We start from the raw sequence: 24941 nt of genomic DNA, 5'->3' as shown, positions 1-24941 counted from the left end.
AGTCCTGCATGAAGCCGTTCCACTGGGAATCCACCCATGGCAATTTCGGTGACGACCTCAATCTCTGGCTCTGGGACTTCCTGCTTCCCGGCCTTCGCAATGCCCATGAAGAGACCTTGCTGGTCGGCGTCGGCACGGTCCTCAACACGGAGATCCTGCCGGCCGATGGGCGCAAGCTCGTCATCGGCAGCGGCTTCGGCTACGGCTCACTTCCCGACATGGGCGACAGTTCTCAGTGGGACGTCCGCTGCGTCCGTGGCCCGATGACGGCGCAAAAAGCCGGCCTGCCGGTCGAAATGGGCATTGTCGACCCGGCCGTGCTCGTGACGGAGATGCCTGAATTCCAGAACCTGTCGAAATCAGGCCGGCGCACCTTCATACCGCATTGGGAATCCGCTGCCGCTGGTATCTGGCCCGAGATCTGCAAAACCGTCGGGCTTTCCTATCTGGACCCGCGCGGCGAGGCGAAAGCCGTAATCCGCGAGATTGCGACATCCGAGCTGATCGTGGCGGAATCCATGCATGGTGCTATTCTTGCCGACGCCTTCCGCGTTCCGTGGATCGCGGTCAGCTCCTCGCGTTCGATCAACAGCTTCAAATGGAACGACTGGGCGCGTTCGCTCGGCGTCACTTATGCGCCGAAGCACATTCCAGTCTCCACCCGTGCGGAAGCGATCGCCAAAGGCGCCAAATTCTGGGGTGTCGGTTTCGAGCGCAATCAGCAGGCGGCAACCGATCTCGAAAAGCGGCGGCACGGGGGAACCGTCCTGCTTGCCGACCCCGAACAGACGACGCTTCGTGTGATGGCCAAGCAGGCGCTCGCCATGCCTTCAGCGCTTGCCCTCTGGCAGGCGAGCAAGGCGAAGCCGCAATTGAGCAAGGACGGCACACTTGCTGCCTGCAAGGAGCGCCTTCTGAACGTGATCGAAGGCGTGCGCCGCGATTACCTGTAAATTAAGATAGCCCTATTCCGGAGCGGCCTGCAGAAGATAACGCAGGCCGTTTGCTCCCGAATGCGCGATCGGCGAGCCGACCTTGCGGAAGCGTTCGGTTTTGTCGGCAAAGATTCCGCCAGCTATGGCCGGTATGGCAAAGGGGTGGCGAAGCGCGTAGCTCGCAGCCGCAGCGAGACCCGATTGCGATTTGATATCCAGGAAATGCCGTAGCTCGTAGCGATCGCGAACATGCCGTTCATGGCGGCGGATCGCTGCGGCATCGGGCGCTGGCAGTCCACCTTTCGCCAGGATTGCCCGGTCTGCCTCGTAAAGCCGCCGCAGATCCTCGGTTCTGTGCCGGCCGCTGAGGGAATCGCCGCGGACCACCGCGCCATAGCCGCAGCTGTGGATGATCTTGTAGCGTGCTGCCTTGGCGAGCGCACGGGCATAGAGATCGTAATCCTCGCCCAGGCGTAGCGTTTCGTTGTAGCGCAGGCCATGTGCCTCCAGGAAAGAACGGCGCATGAGCGGCTTCAGGAAGCCGATCTCGCCACGACGGACGCCCCGCTTGGAAATATTGCCTTCGACAAAGGCGACGAGATCGAGAAATCGCGGCTTCGCATCGAAGTGGTCGAGCCTGCTGTGAGCGTCCGGTACGGTATCGGCGTTCACGAAAGCGATGTTGTCGGCAACGAAGTCCCAATCGTCATTGGCAAGCAGCAACTTGAAGCGCCCGGGAAAGAAGAAATCATCGGCGTCGAGAATACCGATCAGCGGCGCCGCGGATATTTCTATGGCATGATTGCGCGCTGCGGCGGGGCCGCGGTTCTTTTCGAATTCGCGGATTATGAGCCTGCCGCTGCCATCATCTGCCCGGGCGGCGATCGCTGCGGTGCCATCGGTCGAACCGTCGTCGATGACGACGACTTCGGCCACTTCCGGCTCTCGAAGAGCCGATTGAATGGCAAGCCCGATGGTGTCGCCAGCATTCTTTGCTGCGATGATTACGCAAACACTCGTTTCTGCACTGTCGGTCACGTCAGCCTCCAATGGTTCTGCCGGAGACTTAGGACGTGGCTCAAATCCGGCAACCTGCCGGCAGGCAAAAGATATGGCAGGATGTGTCCGTCAGGGGTTGAACGGTTCGGAACGTTTGAGGCCGGGTGCCGGCATCCCGCCGACGCCCGTGTCTTCGCCAATGGGCGCGGCGGTCTTGTCTTCGTTCGATAACGCAAGTTTGGCCTTGCGCTCTTTCCAAACGAGATAGAGCACACCGAGAAAATACCCGATCTGCAGAAGCACGGCGCAAATGACCGTTTCGATCAGGGTCGTCGACAGAGAGTTCGTCAGAAAGTAAGTCGCGACGGCAAAAACCACCAGCGTGCCCAACATGCTGATGAAAACGCGAGGTGCATACATAATGTTACCTCGCCCGCTTAGCCATTGGAAAAAATGCGATCAAGGTCTTTCCTCCATTATCAGACCTGTAGGTCAAATATATTTTATGAGTCATTGAGATTCAACCAAGTCACGATGATCCGTTACGAATTGATACGATCCTAGCGCCGAGCTCGTTAAAACTACGCGTCGATTATAGTTACAATTGAATTTGTTCGTTTTCCCGCATTCACCCATGGAGTGCTCCCCCGAAATCACACAATCTCCCGGATATGGATGGGCCACATCGAGGATGCGGCTTTCGCCGCAATTCAATCAACTTTTATTACAAAGTGCGGGAGCGGGAGCCGTCAGTAATGTGCATTGCAATATATTGTTGCGGCGCAATATATCCAAACAATGAAGCAGGTGTGCACACGCGGGACCGAAAACGACGAGAAGGCTAGAGAAGCCAAAGAGAATGAATAGCTTGCCCTTCGGCACCTATAAAATCCTTGAAAAGCATCTTCGGCAACGCGAATGAGCTATCGACGCGGACTTTATACGCAGCTCGATACAGTAGAGCTCATATATAGAAAATCCCTGATTTAAATCGGCTCACCAATGATGAGGTAGCTTCATACCTCCATTCCATATCGCTACAAAAATTTGGCTTAAAAAGTCAAAATCGCCGCCTACACTCCAGCCATAACAGCTCTAATTACGCGTCCGAGAATTTCCGACCAATTCGCCAACATGAATGGAGTTTTCTCTATGAAGTCTGCGACGAGATCGGCCACATCGGCTTTTTTCAGCGCTACGGAAAGCGACGTCTTTCCGCCCACAGGTGGAGTACTAAAGCGCGTTTTCGACGTCTCCGCCGCAATGACTGCACTGGTTTTCATCAGCCCTCTCTTCCTGATGCTGATGTTGCTGGTGAAACTTTCCGACCGGGGACCGGCCTTTTATGGCCACCGCCGTATCGGCCACAACGGCAAAAGCTTCCGCTGCCTGAAGTTCAGGACAATGGTGGTTGATGGAGACAAGGTTCTCCATGCGCACTTGCAAGCCAACCCAAGGGCTATGGAAGAGTGGCGTGCCACGCGCAAGCTGCAGAACGACCCGCGAGTGACCCTCGTCGGTGCGGTACTGCGCAAGCTCAGCCTCGATGAACTGCCGCAGCTCGTCAACATCATCCGCGGCGAAATGAGCGTCGTCGGTCCGCGTCCCGTCGTGGAAGACGAGCTTGAGCGCTATGAGACTTCGGCGATCTACTATCTGCAGTCCCGTCCCGGCCTGACCGGGCTCTGGCAGGTCAGCGGCCGCAACGATGTCTCCTATGAAAGCCGCGTCGCCTTCGACACGCATTACGTCAAGAACTGGTCGCTCAGCAGCGACATGATGATTATCGCCAAAACGATCCCGGCCGTCTGCCTGTCACGCGGCAGCTACTGATGACGACCTGCAGCGACCGCAGGATGTGTCCTGCGGTTTCCCGTACTGACGGGACTGCGATCCATTAACAGGGAAGATCCTGCATGATTGAATTTCAGCCTTCCAAGAGGCTTGCCCGCATATACAAGTCGGTCCGATATTCGGCTCTCCTTGTCCTCGGCACTTGCGCCATATCGGGTGCAGCCCACGCCGAAAATCTGCCCGGATATCATCTGGGCATCATGGATAAGCTGCATGTGCGCGTTGCCGAATGGCAGACTGCCGAGGGCACCATCCGCGATTGGTCGGTGATCTCGGGCGATTATACGGTCGGCCCTTCAGGCTCGATTTCCGTCCCCTTCATTGGCGATATGCCCGCGATGGGCAAAACGACGGATGAGGTTGCCCAGGCGATCGGCCTCGGGCTGCAGAAGCAGTTCGGCCTGCGCGATCGGCCATCGGCTTCCGTCGAAATGTCGCAGTTCCGGCCGATCTACCTTTCCGGAGAGGTTCAAAATCCGGGCGAATATCCCTTTGCTCCCAATCTGACCGTGCTCAAGGCCGTGAGCCTTGGCGGCGGCATGCGCCGCGGCGACGCCGGCCAGCGTTTCGCGCGCGATTTCATCACCGCCAAGGGCGACGCCGTGGTCTACATGGCCGAGCGCGGACGCCTGCTGATGCGCAAGGCCCGCCTTCTGGCCGAGTTGACCGGCAAGGACGAGATCGAGACCCCGGCGGAGCTCAAGCAATTGCCGCAAGCGGCAAGCCTGCTCGCCAGCGAAAAAGCGCTGATGGAGACGCGCAGCCAGCGCATGAAAACCCAGATGCAGTCGCTGGACGACCTGAAGACGCTTCTGCAGAACGAGGTCGAGGCTCTGGGGAAGAAGAATGAAACCCAGAGCCGCCAGCTGGAGCTCGCCAAAGCCGACCGCGACAAGGTTGAAAGCCTTGCCGAGAGAGGGCTGGAGCTCGCCTCCCGCCGCATCTCGTCCGAGCAGCGCGCTTCGGATCTGGAGGCCACCCTTCTGGACACCGAGACGACCGCGCTGAAGGCCAAGCAGGACATCAACAAGGCCAACCAGGACGAGATTACCCTGCATAACGACTGGCAGAGCTCTCTGGCACAGGACATGCAGGATACGGATTCGAAGCTGGAAACGCTGCAGCTGAAGCTTTCCACCAGCCAGTCCCTGATGCAGGAAGCCGTCGCTCAATCTGCCGATGCCAGCAACCTCGATCCCAGCGGGCAAGGCGTGAATGTCGTCTATACGATCATTCGCGGCGACAACGGCCAGATGAAGGAAATCCAGGCCCAGGAAAACACGCAGGTACTGCCGGGCGACCTCATCAAGGTCAGCACCGGTGTTGCCATGCGATAAGGACAGTCGATGCGGATTGCCAAATCGATCTTTGTCCGACCAGGCAGCAACGCCACCTATGGCATGGTGGCGACTGCTCTGTCTTTCTTCGTCTTCGCCTATTCTTCCCGCTTCGGTCAGCCTTCGATCCTGCTCTACTACGCGCTCTGGTTTCCGCTGGTGCTGATCGACTATCGCAATGTGCTCGGCAGCTATCATAGGCAGCTCTGGCTGTTCGCCTTCGGCGTCTTCACCTGCCTGTCGATTTTCTGGTCGGTCGTTCCCTCCGTGACGGCGCGAGCCGCGATCCAGTATACGACGCACATCTTCTGCGCCTTGATTGCCATGCGAACGCTCGACATCCGCACGCTTACGCGCGGCGCGATCGCAGGCACCGGCATCGTGCTCATCTATTCGATATTGTTCGGCTACTATGCCTACGACCCCATCGATGGAACCTACAGCTTCGTCGGCGCCTTCGATTCCAAGAACCAGCTCGGCTTCTATGCCTCGCTCGGCATCTATTTCGCCTTTGCCGCCGTTTTTGTCCTGGGCGAGCGGCGAATCTGGATGCTGGGTGCGGGTCTTGCCGGCCTGCTGTCGGCCTATTGCCTGCTCGCATCGGCATCGGCGACATCCGTACTGACGACGGGATTGGTCGTGGTATTGTGCATCAGCCTGCGCGTCATCCTGTTTCTGTCGCCGAGACAGCGCAAAACGCTGTTTGCGACCGTCGCGATATCAGGCGTCGTGCTCGCCGTTGCCGGCGTCTATCTCGGCGCGGTGGATCTCGTCCTCGGCGCCTTCGGCAAGGATTCCACGCTCACCGGACGCACCTATCTCTGGCAGCAGGGCATCGCGACCGCGCTGCAGAATCCTTTCTTTGGCGTCGGCTATCAGGCTTACTGGGTCCAGGGCTTTTCTGAGCCCGAGCGACTGTGGGAGGAGTTTTACATCACCTCGCGCGCCGGCTTCCATTTCCACAATACCTATATCGAAACGACTGTAGAGACCGGCCTCATCGGCGTCCTCCTGCTCGCCTCGATCCTGTTGACGGCCTTCGTCGGCCATATCAACCGCTTCCTCAGCGACATCAGAAATGATGAATCCTACGTCCTTCTGGGCGTCGCCACCCTGCTGCTGATCCGGTCCTTCGTGGAGATCGATATTCTCAATCCGTATCATGTCGGCTCCTTCCTGTTCTATTTCACGGCAGGAAAGCTCTCCATGCGGATGCGTGCGCCAGTAAGCGCACCTCTGCCGGTCGACCAGCGGATGGAATTTGCTCCGCCCGCAAATTGGGGGACACAGACGAGCCGATGAAAACGCTTCATGGCATCCAATATCTTCGCGCCTTCGCAGCGCTTGCCGTGGTGCTGTTTCATGCAGCCGAGCGCAGCGGCAACCATTTCCGTATCGGAGCCGCCGGCGTCGACGTCTTCTTCGTCATCAGCGGCTTCATCATGTGGACCATGAGCGAGCGGCGCCCGGTGACACCGCTTCAGTTCGTGCTCGACCGGCTGCAGCGCATCGCACCGTCCTACTGGATCGTCACCGCCATCATGATCGGTGGCGCAATTGTCGGACTGTTTCCGAGCATGAAGCTGACGGCAAGCCATATCCTCGGCTCGCTGCTGTTCATCCCCGTTCGCTCGCCAAGCACGGGCAATGGCGAAATATGGCCGGTTCTGGTGCAGGGATGGACGCTGAACTTCGAGATGTTCTTCTACGTCGTCTTTGCCGCCTGCCTGTTCCTGCCGCAGCGCCTGCGTCTTGGCAGCCTGATCGGCGTCTTTGTCGCCTTCGTGATCGCCGGCGCCATCATCCATCCGCAATCGCCGCTGCCTGTCACCTATACCAGGCCGATCATTCTCGAATTTGTCGCTGGCGCGGTTCTCGGGCAGCTCTGGCTGAAAGGGACCACTCCCGGATTTGGACTGGGTGTTGCCCTCATGGTCGCCTCGGTTGCCGGTTTCGCTGCCATCGAGCTTCTCGGCCTCGAATTTAACGAGCTAACCTGCGGGCCGCTCGCCATAGCGCTGGTGCTCGGCATGGTTTCGGTCGAACGCAGCGGCAGGCTGCTGCAGATTCCGCCGCTCACCTATCTCGGCAACGCCTCCTATTCCATCTATCTATGGCATACGCTGGCAATCTCGGTGATCGTAAAGCTCGTGGCGTCGACGCCGATCCCTTCCGATGCCGTCGCCTTTATCGGCGTGATACTTGGAACCTTGCTCGGCGTCTTTGCCTATGAGCTGGTCGAAAAGCCGCTGCGCAATCTGTTGCGGAACGTCAGCTGGCGAAGGGCTCGCCCCTCGCCAGCGTAAAAGCGGACCGGTTAGAGCCGCCGGCGCCGCAGCTGATCGAAATAGACGATCACGATGATCAGGACGCCGGTGATGATGCGCTGCCAGAAGGAATTCAGGTTCAGCAGGTTGGCGCCGTTGTTGATGGTCGCCAGGATGAAGGCGCCGATCAGCGGTCCATAGACGGAGCCGACCGCGCCGAACAGGCTGGTTCCGCCGATAACCGACGAGGCGATCGCCTGCAATTCCCAACCGTCCGCCTGGGTCGCATTGCCGATGGCGATGCGCGAGGCAAGCAGAACGCCGACGAAGGCAGCGCAGGTTCCCGACAGAATATAGGCGAGATAGATCATCCAGTTGACGTTGACGCCGGAAAGGCGGGCAGCCTCGCGATTGGAGCCGACGGCGAAAAGATAGCGGCCCCAGCGGCTCAAATGCAGAAAGACGACAGCCGGGATCGCCACCAGGATCACCATCCAGAACAGGCTTGGAATCCCCAGGAAATCCGAGACGGAGAAATTGGTGAAATCGTCATTGACGATGTTGATCGTCGAACCATTGGTAATCAGCAGCCCGATGCCGCGCAGGGAGGTCAGCGTCGCCAGCGTGATGATGAAGGGCGGCAGGCCCATGCGCACGATGCCGAAACCATGGAACGCGCCGATCAGGACCCCGAACAGCAAAGTGATGAGGATCGCGGCCCACACCGGAAACCCGGCATGAAGCAACCAGGCGATAATGACGGTGCAGAAGCCGACAATCGCGCCGACGGAAAGATCGATACCCGCGGTAATGATGACGAAGGTCTGGCCGAGCGCAAGAATCGCCGTCATCGAGCCCTGGCGCATCAGGTTGGTGATGTTGAGCGGCGTCCAGAACTTGTCGGTCCAGAAGCCGAGAACGATCCAGAGTGCGAGAAGCAGCAAGATCAGCGTCAAGCTGAAGAGGATATTCATCTTGCGCCTCGGCGCAACGGTCGGGCCCTCTGTCGTATTCGCGGCCATTTTTGTTCTCCCTCTTTCGACTTGTTTGTTGTTCAGACGCCGATCGCTTCGCCAAGGACTTCCTCATGCGTTGCAGCATGGAAATCATGGCTGGCGACCAGCTGGCCGTGGCGGAAGACGTGCAGACGATCGGCGAGCTCGTAGACCTCCGGCAGATAGGACGAGATGACGATGATGCCGGCGCCACCGCGAAGCAGCTTGGCAAACAGCCGATAGATTTCGGCCTTCGTCCCGACATCGACACCGACGGTCGGCTCGTCGAAGATGAAAAGCTTGGCACCGTGGCTCAGCCACTTGCCAATGACCACCTTCTGCTGATTGCCGCCGGACATGGCGGAGACCAGAACCCGCCGGCTGGGCGTCTTGATGCTGAGATCGCGGATTTGCTTGTCGGCATTGTCCGCCTCGCCCTTGTTGTTGATGATTGGGCCGCGGCTCAACCGTTTGAAGACGGGCAGATTGATGTTCAGCCCGATCGGCAGGTTGAGGCAGAGCCCCTGATCGCGCCGACTTTCCGGCGCGAGCGCAATGCCCAGTTCCATCGCATCACGCTCGTTGCGGATGTCGACCTTGCGTCCCTGCCAGTAGATTTCGCCGGTGGAGAGCGGCTGGCGCCCATAAAGACCGAGAGCGAATTCGCTGCGGCCGGCGCCGATCAGGCCATAAAGGCCGACAATTTCGCCGGCACGAACGCTCATCGAAACATTCTCGAAGCCAGGGCCGGAAAGGCCGCGCGCCTCGAGGATGGTGTCGCCGAGCGGAATCTCCTCCTTATGGTAGATCTGCTCGATGGAACGATTGATCATCAGCTTGATCAGCTCGTCGTCGTTGGTTTCGGCGATGGTGCGGGTGCCGACATGTGTGCCGTCGCGCAACACGGAGACGCGATCGGCCAGCTCGAACACTTCTTCCATGCGATGACTGATATAGACGATCGTCACACCCTCGCCCTGCAGGCGGCGGATCAGCTTGAACAATTGCGCCGATTCCTGACGGGTGAGATAGGCGGTCGGCTCGTCGAAAATCAGAAACTGCGTGCCGCGCATCGCGGCTCTTGCAGTTGCGACCAGCTGCTGCTGGCCGATGGTGAGAGAACTCAGGAGTTCGCCGGCCGGCAAGCCGAAGCCGAGATCGTCGAGCACCGCCTGCGCCATCGCCACCATCTGCTTCTTGCGCATCAGGCCGAAACGATTGACTTCATCGCCAAGGAAGAGATTGGCCGCAACCGTCAGATGCGGACAGAGCACGACTTCCTGATGCACGGCATTGATGCCGCGGGCGATCGCCTCATTGGGTGTTGCGAGCGCCACAGGATGGCCGCACCAGAAGATCTCGCCAGCCGTCCTCGTGATGACGCCGGTCAGGAGCTTGATGAGCGTCGACTTGCCGGCACCGTTTTCGCCGACGATCGCATGGATCTCTCCGGCCAGAAAGGTAACCGTCGCCGGCTTCAGCGCCTCGACATAGCCGTAGCGCTTCTGCAGTCCCTTGAGCTCGAGGATGGGCGAGCCAGCCGGAATGCGGTTTGCTTCCGTCTTGACGGTGTCGTCGTGCCGATGGCTGATTTCTTCAAGGCTCGTCATGAGGTCTCCTCCATTCGCATCGTCGCGCAGCCGCTTCGGGGAAGCAGCCAGACGAAAAGACCGCGCCCGATCCTTTCGGGCGCGGTCTCAGGCCTTACTTGACCTTCGGATTGATCAGGGCATCGATCTTCGGATCGCTCATATTCGCCTTGGTGACGAGGTTGGCGCCGGTATCGACATTAGCCTCGACCTTTTCCTTCTTTGAGGCGGCAAGCGCCGTCTTGATGCCGTCATAACCCATGCGATAGGGATCCTGAACGACGAGGCCGGCAAGAACGCCTGATTTCAGGAAGCCGACGGTCTTGTCGTCATTGTCGAAGCCGATGACCTTGATCTTGTCGCCGAGCTTGTTTTCGGCAATCGCCTGGCCGACGCCCTGCGCCATGATCAGGTTGGAAGCGAAGACGCCTACGAGCTTCGGATTGGCGGTGATCAGGTCGGTCATGATGTTGAGGCCGGTGGTCGCCTGGCCATCGGCATATTTATCGGCAACGACCTTGAGGCCCGGATACTTGCTCTTGACCTCTTCCAGGAAGCCCTGACGGCGCTGGTCGAGAGAGCCGACGCCCGGCAGGCTGGTGATGATGGCGACTTCACCTTCTTCCTTGCCGGTCATGCCCTTGATCGCCGCAGCAAGGCCATCAGCAGCAATGCGGCCGCCCTGCGTGTTGTCGGTCGTCAGGAACGACACGAAGGCTTTGGAATCGGCGGCCGAGTCGATGCCGACCACGGGCACGGACTTGGCGGCTTCATCCACCGGCTTGCCGAGTGCTTTGCGTTCGGTCGGCGCGATCACGACGGCGGCCGGCTTGCCGGCAACGGCGTTTTCGAGAATGCTGATCTGGCCGTTGATGTCGGATTCCGACTGCGCGCCAAGCTCCGGCACCTTCACGCCGAGATCCTTGCCCGCCTGGCGAGCGCCGGCGAGAACGATCTGCCAATAGAAGGATGTCGTATCCTTGACGATGATCGGGATGGTCACGTCGGCCGCAAAGGACTGCACAGGCATCGCCATTGCGATGATGGCAGCGCCGGCAAGGCCGGCGAAGCTGCGGCGGGACAGAAGTGACTTGGCAATTTTCATCTGCTTCTCCTCTCAACGCGCTCTGCTTCCTGCACACCGGCCGCTGAACGCTTACGGCTCGGTACCGCAACGCCTTTAGGCGTCACGCATCGCGCGGCGGAAAGGCCGCCGACGCCAAAACAGGCTTTCCTCCTCCTCGAAGCCGCCTCTCCTGACGGCTCGATAGCTCTCTGTCTATCGGAGCGGTTTAACGTCTCACGGAATCGCAAAACCGCTCCATCTGCTATTCCACGCAATTCCGAACGGAAAACCGCTGCGCACTTTTCCTGGAATTGCTCTAGACCCGAACCGCCTCGTCTCCCAACGGAGGCGCAACCAGGGTCAATCCTTCGAATTCCGCATAAAGGCTGTCGGGAAGCCGAGGCTCCACGAGCCGCATATTGCGGATAAGACTTTCCGGCTTCGCCGTGCCGATCAGGACCGAGGCTACGCAAGAACTGCGCAGCGGGAACTGAAGCGCCGGCTGGGCGAGCGGCACGGCATGCTTGCGGGCGAGCTCCTCCATCGCCCCCACCTTGGCCAAGATATCCGGCGTTGCCGGCAGATAGTCGAAATGTGCACCGGGCACCGGCCCCGTCGCCAGAATACCGGAATTGAAGACGCCGCCTACCACCAGCGACGTTCCCTTCTTCTCACAGAGCGGCAGCAACTCGGCAACGGCGGAACGGTCGAGCAGAGTATAACGTCCCGCCATGAGAATGCAGTCAATATCGGCCGCATGCATCACGTCCAGACAGACCGGCACTTCGTTGACGCCGAGGCCATAGGCCTTGATCGCACCCGATGATTTCAGCTCCTCCAGAGCCTTCAACCCTGATCCCAAGAGCTGTCCGAGATAACGTTCGTTCAGCGCCTTGCCGTGAGTATAGCCGCCAATGTCGTGGACATAGAGAATATCGATGCGATTGAGCCCAAGGCGGGCGTAGCTGAATTCGACCGAGCGCATGATGCCGTCATAGGAGTAATCGTAATCGGCATCGAAAGGCAGCGGATCGACATAGCCGTAATTGGGCACCTTATCCGTCGGCACCGGGCGCATCAGGCGGCCGACCTTGGTCGACAATACATAGCTGTCTTCGGGCTGATCGCGCAGGAAATCGCCGACGCGGCGCTCGCCAAGGCCGAAGCCATACCAGGGGGCGACATCGAAATAGCGGATGCCGCTGTCCCAGGCCGCCTGCAAGGTCTCCATCGCCTGGTCGCGGGGGCAGGTGCGATAGAGGCCGCCCAGCGCCGCGGCGCCGAAGCTGATTTCGGTGACCTCAAGCCCCGTCCTACCGATTGTTCTCGTCTTCATCACCTCTCCCTTGTGATGACTGTCATTCCAATTCCCGTCGCATACGGCCCGACGGAGTGGCCATCACCATGTTGCGTAATATCTGCGCCGGCGCGAGGCAACGAGGCAACGAGGCCGCATCCCGAGCTGACAATTGCACTCCGGCGGCAGGATTCGAGCCTTGTCATTCCTAAGCCCTCCCTGCTCATCGGCGTTATCGGAAGCTCCCAACATCCATCGCCAATTGATTTTGTTTTTTATCTACAATAAACATTTTGGTGTCAACGAGGAAATCGCCACCCGCCACGGAGGAAGGCGGCCTGAACGGTTCCGGCAAACACTCCTGCAATTGACTGCCATTCGATCATGGTTCAGACAGCGCCGCCGGTAAAGAGCGGCGACGATACGCGAGGGGGGAAATGGCAAGGCAAAACACGCTCTTCAAGGAAGCGTACAATCGCTACGCGGCGCGGCTGAAGCTCGATACGGAACTGCCGAGCGAGCCCGAAATCGCAGCCGAACTCGGCGTCAGCCGCAGTACGGCGCGGGCAATCCTCATGCGTCTCAGCGACGCCGGCATCATTCTCTGGAACAAGCGGCAAAAGACCGTGCTGCGCCTGCCGAACCAGGCGGATTTCTTCCCCAAGGAGGAAACCGATTCACTGCACGATATCATCGAGCGCAGCTTCATGATGCGCATCATGTCCGACGAAGCACAGCCCGGCATGCAGATCAACGAACTGGAACTCGCACGCGAAATCGGCACCGGCACCTCCGTCGTGCGCGAATTCCTCATCCGCTTCAGCCGCTTCGGTCTGATCGAGAAACGACCGAACAGCCATTGGATCCTGAAGGGTTTCACCAGCGAATTCGCGCTTGAACTCGCCGATGTGCGCGAGATGTTCGAGCTGCATTCTGCCGCAGAATTTGGCCGCCTGCCTCTAAACCATCGCGCTTGGGAGGATTTGAAGGCGATCGAGCGCGAACATCACGCGCTATTGAAGGATTTCGATGCGCATTACCGTGACTTTTCACGCCTCGACGAAAAGTTTCACCTGCTCATCCATCGCGCCTCGAGCAATCGCTTCATTGCCGATTTCTACGATGTCATTGCCATCGTCTTCCACTATCACTTCCAGTGGAACAAGGCCTTCGCTCGCGAGCGCAATGCCCGCGCCATCGCCGAACATCTCGATTATATCGCAGCGCTGCAATCGCGCGACCCGCAACGGATCGACGCCGCCTGCCGCACGCATCTTGCTTCCGCGAGACAGACGCTGCTGCAGTCCATTCCGCAAAGCCAAGGGGACGCTGCCGGCTCAGCCGCTTGATGGACAGAGCCGGCTATCCCCTATTTTGCAGTGAAACTTACGCTTTGAGTGGCAAAGCGCGGAGATGAGACTTCGAGCCTGATGGCGCCAATCTTGCCAGTTGCCTGCAACCAGAAGCCCGTGGTTCCGCCCTGAAATGCCACGGTTTCCGACCCGACAACCCTGGCCGGCCCGTCGATCTTGATGGTGATGGCCTCATTGAGGAAAGCCAGCCGCGATCCGGCCTGATCGAGTGCGCGCACGATGACACGCACCGTATCGCGCTCTTCTGCCCTCAAGGTATCCGCATCTGCCTCCACCTGAAGCAACGTCGGCAGCGGATTGGCGACCATATGCTGCTCCGCCACCGGCTTGCCGCCGATATAGCCGGTGAAATGCACATCCTCCCACTCCATTCCCCATACTCCGAGCTCGTCCGGCGTAAAGGAACGGTGATCGAAGACGACAGGCGCATACGGCAAATGCGGGAACGTTTCCCGGTCCGGGCCTAGACGCTTGGTAAGCGAACCATAACGCAGCTCGACCTCATCGCAGTTCGTCAGAACGATCAGCGGCAGAGCGCCGCCGATGTTGCGCTCGCCGCGCGCCCAGATCGTCACCGGCTTCATGACCACCTCTTCGGATGGTTCGCATTGGCTGGCGTAGACGTAGGCGGCGAATTTCGGCTCACGGAACATGTCCATGACGCCGTGATAGCAGATGCGGTCGCCCGAGCCGAAATCGCTGTGGGTGTTATAGTCGAACATGCACCATCCGATCGCGCCCGAAATCGATGGGTCGCCATAGGCGGCATTCAGAACTTCCAGATGCCGGCGCACATGCTCGGCCTGCCGCTGTTCCTGATCGTAGATTTTCGTCGGATACATATGGCCGCCGAACTCGGTGATCAGATAGGGCACGTCCTTGGAAAGGCCGGTGTTTTCCTGCTGTGGCCTCAGCGGCGTACGCGGCCGGTTGGCGCCCGGCAGTTCCTCATTGCCGAGTATAAAATCATTCATCGTGTAGACGTCCTCGAGCATTTCGCTCTCGGTGATGTAGCGGACGCCGCCTGTCTGGCGCGTCGGATCGAGTTCGCGCGCCAGCCGGTTCGTCTCGGCGTAGAAATCGTGAGAATCCTGCGATTCGTTGATGCGCACGCCCCAGATGATGATCGAGGGGTGGTTCCAGTCGCGTTCGATCATGCGACGCACATTGCGGATCGATTCCTGCTGCCATTCCTCATCGCCGATATGCTGCCAGCCGGGGATTTCCTCGAAGACGAGCAGGCCGATACGGTCGCAATGATCGAGGAACCATTTTGACTGAGGATAATGCGATGTGCGCACGATGTTGCATTTGAGAGTATGCTTCATCAGCTCGGCATCGCGCTCCTGGGCCGAACGGCCCATCGCATAGCCGACATAGGGGAAGGCCTGATGGCGGTTGAGCCCACGCAGCTTCAACACCTTGCCGTTCAGCAGAAAGCCCTCGGCGGTAAAGCTCGCGGTGCGGAAACCGAAGGTCGCGGCATGACGATCCGTGCCGTGACCGGTCGCAAGCTCCACTTCTGCCGAATAGAGGACGGGATTGTCGAGATCCCAAAGCGATAGGCCCGAGAGACCATTGAAGCCGAGCGTCACGCTTTCGCCCGACGTGCCCGCCTCGCCCGAAGCAATGGCCTTGCCATCGACGGACCGCAAGGTCACTTTCACATTGCCTTTGAAGACGAGGTTTTGCGGATTGGAGATATCGCAGCGGATGGCCGCGGATTTACTGTCGGAAAGGACATCCGCGGTCTCGACCTTGATATTGGCAATAAAGACGGGATCGGTGAGTTTTAGCCAGACATCGCGGTAGATGCCGGCATAGGTCAGATAATCGATCCGGCCGCCGAAGGGCGGGATTTCGGGATTCTCGCTCCCGTCGATCTTGACGGTGATAAGGTTCTCGCCCTCTCGCAGACGTCCGGTCAGGCGCGCCTCGAACGGCGTGTAGCCGTCCTTGTGCGCAACGATCTCCTCGCCGTTCAGATAGACAACAGCGTCAGCCATCGCGGCATCGAAAACCAGCGATATCTCGCGACCCCTATATGCCTCGTCCCAGACGATTGTCTTCTGATAGGTGAAGGCACGCTGATAGGATTTCTCGTCGAAATAGTTGAACGGCAGTTCGATGGCGGTATGCGGTAGCGTGACGGGTTGGCCCTCCTGCAAACGGCCTGCATCGGCCCGGGAAAACCCTTCGCGAAACGTCCAGGATTGGTTGAAGGCAACAACTGAGCGCATATTCAGTCCTATCGATTAAGCCCGTCACATCGGGGGAAGAACACATATTGCATGGAAAATCAGGCGTAGGGTGCGGCGGACATGGTGCCGCGGGGCGATATCTATACAGGCTCGCCGCAGACGCGCAATGCGACCGGTTGGCGGATTTCAGTTCTCCGACTTTGAACGACAGCGGCGCGTGTCGCCCTGCGGCAGCCTACCGGTTGCGGCTGCCCTTTCCCTCTTCGACAGGGCTGCGCACCGCGGCATACATGCCGGTCGTGCGGAACTCCGTTGGATTGATACCGTAGATGCGGCGAAACACCTTGGAAAAATAATTGGCATCATCGAAGCCCGACATGATCGCGACTTCCTTGACCGGAATGAAGGCCGCCTTCGTCAGCAGTTTCGCCGCGCGCTGCATGCGCTGCTGCAGCACGAATTCCGCCGGCGGCACACCCTCGCTCTCGGCAAAGACACGCGAGAAATGCGCACGGCTGAGACCGCTCACCGTGGCGAGTTCATCGACGGGAAGCGGCTTATCCAGATTGGCGTTGATGTGGTCGATGACGATCTGCATGGCGGAGCGATCGGCGGCAAAGGCATGCGAGCCGAAGACATCGTCATAGAGCGCCATCGCCACCTCATAGGCGACGGCCGAGGCAGAGGCGGGCGTCTGGGCACCCCTGATAAGCCGCAGGCCGCAATCGGCAAGGTGATCGATGGTCGCCTGCTGCAGCTTCAGCACGGGGCCGGCCGCGGACAGGATCAGGCGATGGATGCGCAACGCTTCCTCGCCGTTCATCGAGATCCAGAAATATTCCCAGCGCTCCCCCTTCTCCAGCCAGTAGCGGTGATTGTGCGGCACGAGAACGAGCAGCGTCTCCCCGGTGTTCACACGATAGCTGCGACCCTCATAGCGCAACCGGCCGGAGCCGCTGATCGTATGCTGAAGCACGGTAAACGGTGTCTGGCCGCGCCGGCGCCCGTCCCAATCATAGGGTTCGTTATATCTGATTTCATAGCCGGCGCTGGTCGGCATGGCATGCAGCCGGTGGCGGCCGCGCGGCAGCGAAACCGTCCGCATGACCTGTCCGTTATCGATCAATTCCTGCAGCACAAAATTACCCTTGAAAGCATAATAGTTCTCTGTTCGCTCCGGCGATTATAGGCATAATTCCGCCAGAAAACAGCGCTTGACCGCCGACGAGGACCGGCGATTGGAGAAAAAAACATAATTTCTGCCCGTTTCGCAATCGATGCGATCATAGGGCGGAGATGCTGCTATCTCCCCTGCCGCTGCTCGTTCGACCGACTTGAAGGTGAGGATCATGAGTTTCAAAATCGCTATTATCGGCGCGGGCAGCGTCGGCTTCACGAAAAAGCTGTTCACCGACATTCTCTGCGTGCCGGAATTCCGCGACGTCGAATTCGCGCTGACGGACATGAGCGAGCACAATCTGACGATGATCAAGGCGATCCTCGACCGGATCGTCGAAGCAAACAAGCTGCCGACGCGCGTGACGGCCACGACGGATCGCCGCAAGGCGCTCACGGGCGCGCGCTATATCATCAGCTGCGTCCGCGTCGGCGGCCTGGAAGCCTATGCCGAGGATATCCGCATTCCGCTGAAATACGGCATCGACCAGTGCGTCGGCGATACGATCTGCGCCGGTGGCATTCTCTACGGTCAGCGCAACATTCCGGTCATCCTCGATTTCTGCAAGGATATCCGCGAGGTCGCCGAGAGCGGCGCCAAATTCCTGAACTATGCCAACCCGATGGCGATGAACACCTGGGCGGCGATCGAATACGGCAAGGTCGACACGATCGGTCTCTGCCATGGCGTCCAGCATGGTGCCGAACAAATCGCTGAAGTGCTCGGCGCCAAGGACAAGAGCGAGCTCGATTATATCTGCTCGGGCATCAACCATCAGACCTGGTTCGTCGATCTGCGCCTCAACGGCCGCAAGATCGGCAAGGACGAATTGATCGCCGCCTTCGAGGCGCATCCGGTCTTTTCGCAGCAGGAAAAGCTGCGCATCGACGTGCTGAAGCGGTTCGGCGTCTATTCGACGGAGAGCAACGGCCACCTGTCCGAATACCTGCCCTGGTATCGCAAGCGTCCCGACGAGATCAACAAATGGATCGACATGTCGGACTGGATTCACGGCGAAACCGGCGGCTATCTGCGTCACTCCACCGAGACGCGCAACTGGTTTGAGACGGAATTCCAGCAGATCCTCGACAGCGCTTCGCAGCCGATCGACCCGGCACGCCGCTCCAACGAACATGCGAGCCACATTCTGGAGGCGCTCGAAACCAACCGCGTCTATCGCGGCCATTTCAACGTCAAGAACAATGGCGTCATCACCAATCTGCCAAGCGACGCTATCATCGAATCCCCCGGCTTCATCGATCGCTTCGGCGTCAATATGGTGGCGGGCGTAACTTTGCCGGAGGCCTGCGCGGCCACCTGCATTTCTTCGATCAACGTTCAGCGCATGTCGGTCCATGCCGCCATCAGCGGCGATATCGACCTGCTGAAACTTGCCGTCCTGCACGACCCGCTGGTCGGCGCCATCGCCACGCCGGAGGAGGTCTGGCAGATGGTCGACGAAATGGTCGTCGCCGAGGCGCGTTGGCTGCCGCAATATGCGCATGCGGTGGAAGGTGCCAAGGACCGGCTGTCGCGCAGCAAGGTCAAGACGCGCGACTGGAAGGGTGCCGCCAGCCGCAACGTCCGTACGATCGAGGAGTTGCGCGCGGAGAAAGCCGCTCTGAAGCAGGCGGGCTGATGAACATGCAGGCCGGAAGATAAGGGATGAGGCGGGATTTCAAGGGGATATCCCGCCCCAACCGGTCATCTTTCGTTTCAAAGGAGGAACGCGAGGCCTCGAACGGAACGCTCGCGATTTTGGGAGAGAGAACAAGATGAGACATTTTCGACCGATCGGCCTTCTCGCCGCGCTGACGATTGCCACATCCGCAATCGCGATCAGCGCCTATGCAGCCGAGCCGACTGTACCGCCCGTTCCACCGGTCTTCCCGGCGGAAGGCAAGATCAAATATGTCGAGCGCAGCTCCATCCTGGAGTTCAAGGCGCTGCCGGACTATCACGAGCCTTCCTGGGTCACCGACAAGTTCGTCAAGACCGGCAAGCTGCCGCCCGTCAAGGATCGCCTCCCGAAAGAGCCGCTGGTCTACAAGAGCGGCAACATGCCTGACGGCGTCGGCGTCTATGGCGACACGCTACGCCACGTCATCGGCGGCCGGCCGGAAGGCTGGAACTATACAGGCGGCCAGAGCCAGGGTTGGGGCGGCATCGATATCGGCCTGTCCGAATGCCTGACGCGCACCGCTCCGCTCTTCCAGGTCGAAGCCAAGGATACCGAGCCGCTACCGAACCTTGCCAAGAGCTGGGACTGGTCGACGGACGGCCATAAGCTCACCATGCACCTGATCGAAGGCGCAAAATGGTCCGACGGCGCACCCTTCAACGCCGACGACTTGATGTTCTACTGGGAAGACGAGGTCAACGATCGGAACGTCTCGCCTTTGAACGGCGCGAGCCCGGATACGTTCGGAGCCGGCACGACGCTGAAGAAGATCGACGACTACACCGTCGAATGGACCTTCAAGGAAGCATTTCCGAAGCAATATCTCTATGCCATGGCCTACGGCACATTCTGCCCCGGCCCGTCGCACATTCTGAAGCCGCAGCATCCGAAATATTCCAAGAATACTTACGATCAGTTCAAGAATGCCTTCCCGCCGGAATTCATGAACATGCCCGTCATGGGCGCCTGGGTGCCTGTGGAATATCGGTCCGACGATATCATCGTCATGCGCCGCAACCCCTATTACTGGAAGGTCGACGAGAAGGGCAATCAGCTGCCCTACCTCAACGAGCTGCACTATAAGCTCTCGACCTGGGCTGACCGCGACGTGCAGGCGGTTGCCGGCTCCGGCGACTTTTCGAACCTCGAACAGCCGGAAAACTTCGTCGCCTCGCTGAAGCGCGCCGCGCAGTCCGAAGCTCCGGCTCGCCTTGCCTTCGGTCCACGTCTCATCGGCTATAACCTGCAGATGAATTTCTCCGCCAATGGCTGGGGCAATCCGGACGCGCGTGCTCAGGCGGTTCGAGATCTGAACCGCAATGAGAGCTTCCGCAAGGCCGTTACCATGGCGCTCGACCGCAAGGCGCTCGGCGAGTCGCTGGTCAAGGGACCGTTCACGGCAATCTATCCGGGCGGACTCTCCTCCGGCAGCGCCTTCTATGATCGCAGTTCCACGGTCTATTATCCGTTCGATCTCGCCGCCGCCAAGGCAGAGCTTGCGAAGGCCGGCCTGAAAGACACCGACGGCGACGGCATCGTCAACTTCCCGGCGGGCGTCAATGGCGGCAAGGATGTCGAGATCACGCTTCTGGTCAACAGCGGCTACGCCACCGACAAGAGCCTTGCCGAGGGCGTCGTCGCCCAGATGGAAAAGCTCGGACTGCGCGTCATTATCAATGCACTCGACGGCAATCAGCGAGACGATGCGAACTATAGCGGCCGCTTCGACTGGATGGTCCGGCGCAACAGCACGGAGCTGGCCTCCGTCGTGCAGAATACCGAGCAGCTTGCACCGGTCGGCCCGCGCACGAGCTGGAACCACCGTGCCGCCTCGGACGGCATGGTGGACCTGATGCCTTTCGAAAAGGACATGGTCGACATCGTCGGCAAGTTCACGAAATCGCAGGACAACGGCGAGCGCGTGGCCTTGATGAAGCAGTTCCAGAAGATCTCCACCGGGCATCTCTACAATATCGGCCTGACGGAATATCCGGGCGCGCTGATCATCAACAAGCGTTTCTCCAACGTCCCTGCGGGCACGCCGATCTTCCTGTTCAACTGGGCTGAGGACTCCATCGTCCGCGAGCGGCTTTGGGTGCCTGCCGACAAGCAGGGCAAATACGAGCTGTTCGCCGAGCAGCTGCCGGGTGCACCGGGCGGCGCCGGTCCGATCAAATAAGGTCGAATGACGTAACCCGTGGCAGGCGACGAAAATGCCGGCTGCCACGGAACCTGAAACATCCAGCGATCAGCTATCGCCGGGTAAAATGAACCGCTGGCGCATATCGTCCTCAAGGAACGAGACTGCCGACAGCATCAAAGAGAAGCGAACCGTTCCATGTTACGATTCCTGCTCGTGAGAATAGCCTCCGCCATCCCCGTGCTCTTCATCCTGAGCGTGGTGACTTTTGCCATCATCCAGGCACCACCGGGCGATTATGCCGATTACATCCGCTCGCAATTGATGAACCAGGGCGGCGCGTCCTTCGAGCAAGCCGATGCCCAAGCACAGGCCTATCGCCGAGAGCATGGGCTCGATAAGCCAATGGTCGTTCAATACGTCAACTGGATCGGCGGCATCGTCACCAGAGGCGATTTCGGCTACAGCATGTTCTACAACAAGCCCGTTGCCGATGTCGTCGGCGAGCGTCTGCCGCGAACGCTGGCGCTGGCGCTCGTATGCCATATATTCGCATCCATTCTCGGCATCGGTTTCGGCATATGGGCGGCGACGCGGCAATATAGCTGGATCGACAGCCTGCTGTCCGGCATCTCCTTCCTCGGCATGACGGTGCCGCGCTTCCTGATGGCGCTGATCATCGTCTATCTCCTCGTCTTCCAGCTCAACGTCTCGGAAATCGGCAGTTTCTTTTCGCCGCAATATGGCGGAGCACCCTGGTCCTGGGGCAAGTTCGTCGACCTCGTCAAACATGTGTGGCCGGTCGTCGCCATCGCCACGTTCGGCGGCCTCGCTTACAATATGCGCGTCATGCGCGGCAATCTGCTCGACACGCTGAATGCCCAATATGTCGAGACCGCGCGCGCCAAGGGGCTTTCCGGCGGTGCCGTCGTCATGCGTCATGCCGTGCCGAACGCGCTGCACCCGCTGGTCATGTATCAGGGTGTGGTTCTGCCCTACATGCTGACCGGCGAGATCGAAACCGCAATCATCTTCACGCTGCCGACCGTCGGGCCGGCCATCGTCGGCTCGATGGCGGTCGGCGACGTCTATGTCACAGCAACCTTCATGATGGTGCTTTCGGCAACCCTCATCGTCGGCAACATCATCGCCGACATGCTGCTTGCCCTGCTCGATCCGCGCGTGCGTCAACAGGGAGGGATCCACTAATGCTCGCTTTCAGCAACTCCCCGCCCCCACCGGAAGAAAAGATCAAGCACAAGAGCGGCAGCGAAAGCTACATCGCACTGGTCTGGCGGCGCCTGAAGCGCTCCTGGACGGGCATGAGCGGCCTCATCCTCGTCGTCCTGCTGCTGATGATGGCGATCTTCGCGGAATTCGTCGCGCCGATCGACCCAAAAGCAACCGATACCGGTTTTGCGCCGCCGCAGCTCATCAGCTTCCATGACAAGGACGGCAATTTCGTCTTCCAGCCGCGGGTTTACGCGCTGGTCGAAACCAGCGACCTGGATCCCGTCACCTTCCAGCCGATCGTCGGACCGGACTACGACAACCCGCGTTTGCTCGGCCTATTCGTCAAGGGCGCTCCCTATCATCTCTTCGGCCTGATCCCCAGTGACCGGCATCTCTTCGGCACGACCGACGGCGGCCCCGTGCATTTCCTCGGCACCGACAAGTTTGGCCGGGACGTGCTGTCGCGGGCGATCTACGGTTCGCGGATATCGCTGATGATTGCGTTGACCGTGGTCGCCATCGTTACCATCGTTGGAACGACAGTCGGCATGATATCGGGCTATTTCGGCGGCGCGATCGACGCCTGGATCCAGCGCTTCGTCGAGGTGGTACTGGCGTTCCCGCAATTGCCGCTCTATCTGGCTTTGACCTCGCTGATCCCTGTGACGGCGCCGACCAATGTCTTCCTGGCCTTCGTCATCATCGTCATGTCGGCACTCGGCTGGGCGCAGATGTCACGCGAAGTGCGCGGCAAGACGCTGGCACTGGCAAGGATCGACTATGTGCGGGCGGCGATGGCCATCGGAGCCACCGACCGGCGCATCATCCTGCAGCACATCTTCCCCAACGTCATGAGCCACGTCATCGTCGCCGTGACACTTGCGATCCCGAGCGTGGTTCTGCTCGAATCCTTCCTGGGTTTCCTCGGCTTTGCCGTCAAGCCGCCGCTGATTTCATGGGGGCTGATGCTGCAGGATACGTCGACCTATTCGGTCATCGGCTCCTACCCCTGGATTCTCTCGCCCGTCGCTTTCGTTCTCGTCACCGTCTTCGCCTTCAACGCGCTCGGCGACGGGCTGCGCGACGCGATCGATCCCTATTGAGAGGAGAACGGATATGGCTCTCGCACTCGTCAATCCCTTCGCTCCCGATATTCGCTTCGACGCCGGCGAAAGGGCTGTCGCGCCCGTTATCGATGCCCGCAACATCGCCGTCAAATTCAAGGTGGAAGACGGCGTGGTCGATGCCGTCAAGGATATTTCCTTCCAGCTCCATCGCGGCGAAACCATTGCGATCGTCGGCGAATCCGGCTCGGGAAAATCGGTGACGGCCCGCACGGTCATGGGGCTTTTGACCAAACGCGCCGTGGTTTCGGACAAGTCCGCCGTTCATTATGACGGCAAGAATGTCCTGAAATTCTCCGAGCGCGCGCGCCGGCAGCTGCGCGGCGACCGCATCTCGATGATTTTCCAGGAGCCGATGAGCTCGCTCAATCCGATCTACACCATCGGCAGCCAGATCGTGGAAGCCATCCGGGTTCATCGCAAGGTCAACCGCCGTGACGCCGAGAAAAGAGCACTCGATCTCTTGAAGCAGGTGCAGATTCCCGATCCCGAGGCACGACTCAAGCAATATCCGCATCAGCTTTCCGGCGGGCAGCGCCAACGCGTCATGATCGCCATGGCGCTCGCCAATGATCCGGACGTGCTGATTGCCGATGAGCCGACGACGGCACTCGACGTGACGGTGCAGGCGCAAATCCTGAACCTCATCCGCGACCTGCAGAAGCAACTCGGCATGGCGGTGATCCTGATCACCCACGACTTGACCGTCGTGCGCCAGTTTTCCGACTACGTCTATGTGATGCAGCATGGGGAAATGCGCGAGCACAACACGACGGAGGCGCTGTTCGCGAACCCGCAGCACCCCTACACCCAGCATCTGCTGACGTCGGAGCCGCGCGGGCGGGCAAAGCCGCTGCCGCCGAATTGCGACACAGTACTTGAGGGCAAATCCGTCAAGGTCGCGTTCATGCTGCGGCATGGGAGCTTCTTCAAGCCCGACATGCGCGAGCTTGTCGCCGTCAATGGCCTGAATCTGGAACTGCGACGCCATGAAACGCTCGGGCTGGTGGGCGAGTCCGGCTCCGGCAAGACCACCTTCGGGCAGGCGCTACTGCGCCTCATCGATGCCGATAGCGGTGAGATCTTCTTCGACGGGCAGGCAATTCACGGCCGGTCTCGCGCCGAGATGCGGCCTTTGCGCTCCCGCATGCAGATCGTCTTTCAGGACCCGTTCTCGTCGCTCAATCCGCGCATGACCGTCGGCCAGATCATTTCCGAGGGACTGGTGGTCAACAATATCGGCACCGGCAAAACCGAGCGGTCGGAGCGCGTCAAGGAAGCGCTTGTCAGCGCCGGTATGCCCGCCAATATCCTCTCGCGCTTCCCGCATGAATTTTCCGGCGGGCAGCGTCAGCGCATCGCGATCGCACGCGCCATCGCGCTCGAACCGGAGTTCATCCTGCTCGACGAGCCGACCTCGGCGCTCGATCTCTCCGTTCAGGCCCAGATCATCGACCTCCTGCGCAAGCTGCAGGACGAGCGGGGCCTGAGCTATCTTTTCATTTCACACGACCTCAAGGTCGTCCGCGCCCTTTGCCATCGCGTGATCGTCATGCAGCACGGCAAGATCATGGAAGAAGGGCCGGTCGATGAGGTTCTATCCCATCCCAAGACCGCTTACACCGAACGCCTCGTCAGAGCGGCGTTCGAGGTAGCTTCATAGCATCCAGGAG

Annotated in this window: 19 protein-coding genes; 11 read left to right on the top strand and 8 right to left on the bottom strand. The window is 59.7% G+C overall.

What is annotated here, in order from left to right; translation table 11 throughout:
• The first annotated feature begins 8 nt into the window (after positions 1-8).
• On the top strand, positions 9-953 hold the full coding sequence (locus tag RHSP_RS24210) for a polysaccharide pyruvyl transferase family protein (protein ID WP_004124603.1): 945 nt from the start codon (positions 9-11) through the stop codon (positions 951-953).
• Between the two features lie 12 nt (positions 954-965).
• Here the strand turns inward: RHSP_RS24210 and RHSP_RS24205 are convergent, their stop codons facing one another.
• A complete protein-coding gene (locus RHSP_RS24205) occupies positions 966-1973 on the bottom strand; it encodes a glycosyltransferase family 2 protein (RefSeq protein ID WP_004124599.1) in 1008 nt (335 codons plus the stop codon).
• A gap of 90 nt (positions 1974-2063) precedes the next feature.
• Positions 2064-2354, bottom strand: coding sequence for an exopolysaccharide production repressor protein (locus tag RHSP_RS24200; RefSeq protein WP_004124595.1), 291 nt, complete (start codon positions 2352-2354; stop codon positions 2064-2066).
• Between the two features lie 732 nt (positions 2355-3086).
• Here RHSP_RS24200 and RHSP_RS24195 point away from each other — a divergent pair.
• The 4 genes from RHSP_RS24195 to RHSP_RS24180 all read left to right on the top strand — a co-directional run bounded on the left by RHSP_RS24195 (position 3087) and on the right by RHSP_RS24180 (position 7431).
• Positions 3087-3767, top strand: a complete 681-nt coding sequence (locus RHSP_RS24195; protein WP_004124592.1) for a sugar transferase — start codon at positions 3087-3089, stop codon at positions 3765-3767.
• A gap of 83 nt (positions 3768-3850) precedes the next feature.
• The gene (locus RHSP_RS24190) at positions 3851-5125 is read left to right on the top strand and encodes a polysaccharide biosynthesis/export family protein (protein WP_004124589.1); all 1275 of its coding nucleotides are present in this window, start codon (positions 3851-3853) and stop codon (positions 5123-5125) included.
• A gap of 9 nt (positions 5126-5134) precedes the next feature.
• A complete protein-coding gene (locus RHSP_RS24185) occupies positions 5135-6427 on the top strand; it encodes an O-antigen ligase family protein (RefSeq protein ID WP_004124586.1) in 1293 nt (430 codons plus the stop codon).
• Positions 6424-7431 (top strand): acyltransferase family protein, encoded by a 1008-nt coding sequence (locus RHSP_RS24180; RefSeq protein ID WP_004124585.1) that lies wholly within the window; start codon positions 6424-6426, stop codon positions 7429-7431. The genes RHSP_RS24185 and RHSP_RS24180 overlap by 4 nt, the downstream gene beginning before the upstream one ends.
• An 11-nt stretch (positions 7432-7442) precedes the next feature.
• Here RHSP_RS24180 and RHSP_RS24175 read toward each other — a convergent pair whose 3' ends face one another.
• The 4 genes from RHSP_RS24175 to RHSP_RS24160 all read right to left on the bottom strand — a co-directional run bounded on the left by RHSP_RS24175 (position 7443) and on the right by RHSP_RS24160 (position 12378).
• On the bottom strand, positions 7443-8414 hold the full coding sequence (locus RHSP_RS24175; protein ID WP_004124583.1) for an ABC transporter permease: 972 nt from the start codon (positions 8412-8414) through the stop codon (positions 7443-7445).
• A 32-nt stretch (positions 8415-8446) separates the two neighbouring features.
• Positions 8447-9997: a sugar ABC transporter ATP-binding protein gene (locus RHSP_RS24170; protein WP_037154219.1), complete on the bottom strand. Its 1551-nt coding sequence runs from the start codon at positions 9995-9997 to the stop codon at positions 8447-8449.
• Positions 9998-10091: 94 nt separating this feature from the next.
• Positions 10092-11081, bottom strand: coding sequence for an ABC transporter substrate-binding protein (locus tag RHSP_RS24165; protein ID WP_004124578.1), 990 nt, complete (start codon positions 11079-11081; stop codon positions 10092-10094).
• 277 nt (positions 11082-11358) lie between these two features.
• Positions 11359-12378: an aldo/keto reductase gene (locus RHSP_RS24160; protein WP_004124574.1), complete on the bottom strand. Its 1020-nt coding sequence runs from the start codon at positions 12376-12378 to the stop codon at positions 11359-11361.
• 398 nt (positions 12379-12776) lie between these two features.
• Here RHSP_RS24160 and RHSP_RS24155 point away from each other — a divergent pair, with 398 nt between their 5' ends.
• A complete protein-coding gene (locus RHSP_RS24155) occupies positions 12777-13688 on the top strand; it encodes a GntR family transcriptional regulator (RefSeq protein WP_004124571.1) in 912 nt (303 codons plus the stop codon).
• A 20-nt stretch (positions 13689-13708) separates the two neighbouring features.
• Here RHSP_RS24155 and RHSP_RS24150 read toward each other — a convergent pair whose 3' ends face one another.
• Both RHSP_RS24150 and RHSP_RS24145 read right to left on the bottom strand, forming a co-directional pair.
• On the bottom strand, positions 13709-15952 hold the full coding sequence (locus RHSP_RS24150) for a glycoside hydrolase family 2 protein (protein WP_004124568.1): 2244 nt from the start codon (positions 15950-15952) through the stop codon (positions 13709-13711).
• A 196-nt stretch (positions 15953-16148) separates the two neighbouring features.
• Complete coding sequence (locus RHSP_RS24145) at positions 16149-17051, bottom strand: AraC family transcriptional regulator (protein ID WP_037154216.1); 903 nt, start codon at positions 17049-17051, stop codon at positions 16149-16151.
• A gap of 211 nt (positions 17052-17262) precedes the next feature.
• On the opposite strand from RHSP_RS24145, the gene melA reads away from it, so the two are divergent.
• The 5 genes from melA (at position 17263) to RHSP_RS24120 (ending at position 24931) form a co-directional block, all read left to right on the top strand.
• The gene (gene melA, locus RHSP_RS24140; protein ID WP_037154211.1) at positions 17263-18729 is read left to right on the top strand and encodes an alpha-glucosidase/alpha-galactosidase; all 1467 of its coding nucleotides are present in this window, start codon (positions 17263-17265) and stop codon (positions 18727-18729) included.
• A 136-nt stretch (positions 18730-18865) separates the two neighbouring features.
• Entirely contained in the window at positions 18866-20950 is a 2085-nt protein-coding gene (locus tag RHSP_RS24135; RefSeq protein WP_004124561.1) for an ABC transporter substrate-binding protein, read from the top strand.
• A gap of 159 nt (positions 20951-21109) precedes the next feature.
• Positions 21110-22120: an ABC transporter permease gene (locus RHSP_RS24130; protein WP_004124559.1), complete on the top strand. Its 1011-nt coding sequence runs from the start codon at positions 21110-21112 to the stop codon at positions 22118-22120.
• Entirely contained in the window at positions 22120-23247 is a 1128-nt protein-coding gene (locus RHSP_RS24125; RefSeq protein ID WP_004124557.1) for an ABC transporter permease, read from the top strand. The genes RHSP_RS24130 and RHSP_RS24125 overlap by 1 nt, the downstream gene beginning before the upstream one ends.
• A 13-nt stretch (positions 23248-23260) precedes the next feature.
• Positions 23261-24931, top strand: coding sequence for an ABC transporter ATP-binding protein (locus tag RHSP_RS24120; RefSeq protein ID WP_004124555.1), 1671 nt, complete (start codon positions 23261-23263; stop codon positions 24929-24931).
• The last annotated feature ends 10 nt before the right edge of the window (positions 24932-24941 follow it).

Source organism: Rhizobium freirei PRF 81 (assembly GCF_000359745.1).
Taxonomy (GTDB): domain Bacteria; phylum Pseudomonadota; class Alphaproteobacteria; order Rhizobiales; family Rhizobiaceae; genus Rhizobium; species Rhizobium freirei.
This window is presented reverse-complemented; position numbering and strand designations above follow the sequence as displayed.